The sequence below is a fragment of the Candidatus Desulfolinea nitratireducens genome (assembly GCF_982879505.1).
In genome coordinates, this window is the sequence record NZ_CEYOSI010000270.1 from 1 (window position 1) to 4,097 (window position 4,097).

Annotated in this window: 6 protein-coding genes; all 6 read left to right on the forward strand. The window is 45.9% G+C overall.

The window, feature by feature from the left end; all coding sequences use genetic code 11:
• Window positions 1-595, forward strand: a 595-nt coding sequence (locus tag AC3DOM_RS16235) for a hypothetical protein (protein ID WP_487920086.1), incomplete at its 5' end; no start/stop codon positions are given.
• A gap of 112 nt (window positions 596-707) precedes the next feature.
• Window positions 708-1,046: a DUF6027 family protein gene (locus tag AC3DOM_RS16240; protein WP_487920087.1), complete on the forward strand. Its 339-nt coding sequence runs from the start codon at window positions 708-710 to the stop codon at window positions 1,044-1,046.
• Between the two features lie 126 nt (window positions 1,047-1,172).
• A complete protein-coding gene (locus tag AC3DOM_RS16245; RefSeq protein WP_487920088.1) occupies window positions 1,173-1,574 on the forward strand; it encodes an FHA domain-containing protein in 402 nt (133 codons plus the stop codon).
• A 98-nt stretch (window positions 1,575-1,672) separates the two neighbouring features.
• Entirely contained in the window at window positions 1,673-1,783 is a 111-nt protein-coding gene (locus AC3DOM_RS16250) for a GNAT family N-acetyltransferase (RefSeq protein ID WP_487920091.1), read from the forward strand.
• 177 nt (window positions 1,784-1,960) lie between these two features.
• Window positions 1,961-2,872, forward strand: a complete 912-nt coding sequence (locus tag AC3DOM_RS16255; RefSeq protein ID WP_487920089.1) for a phosphotriesterase family protein — start codon at window positions 1,961-1,963, stop codon at window positions 2,870-2,872.
• Between the two features lie 128 nt (window positions 2,873-3,000).
• Window positions 3,001-4,097 (forward strand): uroporphyrinogen decarboxylase family protein (locus AC3DOM_RS16260; protein ID WP_487920090.1); only part of this gene is annotated, 1,097 nt, incomplete at its 3' end.

Consider the following 4,097-nt stretch of genomic DNA (forward strand, 5'->3'; position numbering starts at 1 on the left):
CATTAAAAATATTAAGAAGCATAATCTACCAAATGAGATAGAAAATTTATTAGTCCAATATTGGGATACAGGCGGAAGTAAAATTCGTGATTATCGAATATTAGATCAACATTATTCAGGCCTTGTAGATCACATCTTTCTTCAGCTCAGACCATCAAAAAAAGTATTATTATTGTTCCCAGATAACCCAAAAGAACGATCAAGGAAGAATTTTACATATGACCAAGAAATATGCGGTATTAGTATTTTACGTATTGGGTTTGATGAAGTACATGAATTGATTGAAAATGTGGCTGAATATTTTGGTTATATGCCAACATTGGTACAAACATCTACAAACTTGTATCAGCTAGGTGATTTGCGCCCATTCAGAAACAGATTGCTAAGTTTTTTGTTTGAAGCACCTATAAAAATCGATCCTGACGGTAAAAGAGCCCAAAACATTTCAGGTATTCGAATGAGTCAAAAAGAGGATGGAAAATTAGAACTTCAAAAAATGTACTTAACAAAGCAAAAACTTAAAGAAATAAATAGGAGAGATCGCTCCTTTTTAGAAAGGGTAAAAGAAGCATTACGGATATTAATATATAGATAGACAGAGATGCAATCTTTTTGTGAGTTGATTCTAGCTTGAACAGATACCGTTATAGTGAACATAGCCCACGTTTAAATTCCAGCAAGCCTAATTACACATCTAAGGACAAACCATGCAACTTACTCCATATACCGATTCCTGGGAAGAAGATGATCCGCACGCCAACTTTAAAGAGGATGTAGCTCATTACACCGTCGCTGACCCCCTCCCAACTATTGAGGGCTTGAGTCAAGCAACGGGTGTTCCGGTACCTGCTCTCATTCGCTATGTCCTGGTAAAGTATGCCGCCTCCAACGCCGATGCACTCTTGGCGATGGGTCCATTGGTCATCAATCAAATGGAAGAGCATATTGCAACTGCCGAAGCTGATGGCACTGATCAAGCACGGTTGAAGGCCTATGATGCATTGCGAGAAGTCGTTTCCTGGCTCGTTGTTGGGATGAAGGGATAAGCTCGCTAACGCTCTGCGGGGCTGGTACAAACTGTTGGGTGCAAAAATAGTTTTGTTTTTAGATGAATATCAAATATACTGAATATAAATGGACTGAGGTAGCGTGAGACTACTTGGAGGATATATATGTGCACAGAAGAAATAAAACTCCCTGCTGCTTTACTTGTCATGGAAAATTCGTCACTATTTAAATTTAACCAGGCTATCATAAAAATTGGTCGTGCTAGAGACAATGATCTCATTATTGAACATTCTAAAGTATCACGTAAGCATGCTGAGATAAGATATCAAAAAGAACGTTTTGAGGTAATTGATCTTGATTCAACTGGCGGAACGTATGTGAATGGAAACAAGATTGACAGATATATATTATCCAAAGGTGATGTTATTACCTTGGCTAACTTTCACTTAGTGTTTGGGGAAGAAGAATTCCCTGTTGTAAAATCGTCCGCTAAGTACAAGGTTCCGGATAAAACTGATAAACCGATCCACGATACTAGCATCATTTATAAGAGACAGAAGCTTTAATTGAGAAACACCTTCTTTTGATAAGTAGTTTGATATAGGGCTCAACGGAATTTGCGGCCTAACAAAGCCCAGCTACCCCATCATTCGCTACACCAGCTATTGGCGCATTTGGGATAAAGCGATCATATCAGGGCAGGGGAATTGGGACGAAAATCATGCAGGAGCTGATCAGAGATTTACGAGTGGATGGTGTCAGAAGAATCGAGTAGAGGGTTGAAGCAGATAATCATCGAGCGATAAGTTTCTATAAGAAATTAGGATTTGAAGCGGAGGGTACCCTGCGGAAGTATATGAAAAGGGAGCTGGATGCTGATTATGTTGATGTCCATCTGATGGGTTTGTTGTTGGAATAAAAATAGTATATATAGCGATATGGCGAGAGGATTATGCCAAATTTAATTACCACTTTGGGCCATAAAAGCCCTGCTGAACTGGGGATGATTTTGCCTCATGAGCATATTTTTGTCGACCTTCGAACCTGGGATACGCCGGGTTATGCCCAGGCCGAAGTTGAAGATGTGATCCAGCTCATGGCTCCGGAAATTGCAAAGGCCCGGGAAGTTGGTGTAACCGCGATTGTTGAATGCAGTACCATCGGCGTGGGTCGCCGGGTGGATATTGATCTGGCTGTGTCCAAGGCCACTAATCTACCCATCGTAATTCCGACCGGTATTTATCGTGAGCCCTGGGTTCCTGACTGGGCACATGCGGCCAGTGAAGCCAAATTGGCCGAGTGGATGTTGAGCGAATTACAAGGTGAAATTGAGGGTAGTGGAGTGCAAGCCGGCTGGATTAAGCTGAGCGCAGGGGATCAGGGATTAACAGCCTGTGAAAGCAAAATCTTGCGGGCGGCTGCAACTGCGGGCCGGGAAACAAATGCCATCATTGGAAGCCACACTATCCAGGGCCGGGTGGTTCGGGATCAACTTAATCTTATTGAGAAGATGGGGTATGCCCCCGACCGATTTATCTGGATCCACACCCAAAAAGAACAGGATTTTAATTTGCACCTTGAAATGGCGCGACGTGGAGCCTGGCTTGAGTATGACACAATTGGGGATAATGATGAGGGTGATCTGCAGAATATCCTCCGCCTCCTGGACGCTGGATTGGGTGATCAGTTGCTGCTCAGTCATGACCGGGGCTGGTATGATCCAGCACTGCCGGGGGGCGGGATTCCCAAACCATACACCTATCTTTCAGATCAGTTTCTCCCCAAACTGCGGGCTGAGGGGGTGGATGAGGGTACGATCCGTCAACTAACTCAGGACAATCCCTATCGGGCGTTTGCCCGCTAAATTGAGTTAATCCTGGTCTGAACCTTTATCGTATAATCAAGATTGTCCACGTCCAACAAATCCGCGGGTACCCGGCTTGTTTCAAGTCATCAGGACAAACGCAAAACCTTCGGCAGGAGAAAATGTAAATGAACTCACGTGAGCGAATCAAATCTGCCCTGGATCATCAACAACCGGACCGCGTGCCGATCGATTTCGGGAGTCATCGGTCCAGTGGGATTGCGGCAATTGCCTACGCAAAATTGAAGAAAGCTTTGGGGATTTCGTCGGGGGAGATCTACGTCTACGACATGGTCCAGCAGTTGGCAATTGTCGAACCTGAGATCCTGGATTATGTTGGATCTGATGTCGTCGAGCTGGGTCGGGGTTTCATGCTGGAGGATCAGGACTGGAAGGATTGGGTATTGCCTGATGGCACGGCCTGCAAAATCCCCTCCTTTATCAATATTGAGAAGCGCGGCAGGGACTCTTATCTGCTTTCTGACGACGGAATTGATCTGGCGATCCAAAAAGAAAGCTGTATGTTTTTTGAGCAAATCCACTGGCCCTGGTTGGAAGAAAATCCGGAGGAGCAGGATTTCTCAGATCTGGAGCAGGCCTTTAAATACACCATGTGGACCGGAATCCCGGCCCCGGGTGGACATATCCCGCTGACGGATGAGGGGTGTCAGCAGCTTGCTGAGGGAGCCCGGACACTGCGTGGATCGACCGATCGCGCCATTCTTGGCATCTTTGGCGGGAACCTCTTTGAAGTGCCGCAATTTCTTTACCGCATGGATACTTATCTCAGGCATATGGGCTATCATCCTGAAGCCTGTGAACGGCTCTCAGAGGCACTCTGTGATTTCTATATGCCGCGATTGGAGAAATGGCTTGGTGCGGTCGGTCCCTATATTGATGTGATCTTATTCGGCGATGATCTTGGAGGGCAGACAGGCCCGATGATCTCACCGAAAATGTACCGGCGCTATTACAAATCATGGCACGCGAAAATGTGGCAACGCACGAAGGAACTCGCTCCGCATCTCAGCATCAATCTGCATTCCTGCGGGGGGATTGAACCACTGCTGGATGACCTGATCGAGGCCGGGCTGGATTCAATAAATCCGGTCCAGGTCACCTGCAGGGGCATGGATCCAGCGCAACTCAAAAGAGATTATGGTGAGCGATTGACCTTTTGGGGTGGCGGTTGTGATACACAGCGCATTTTGCCCCTCGGGACGCC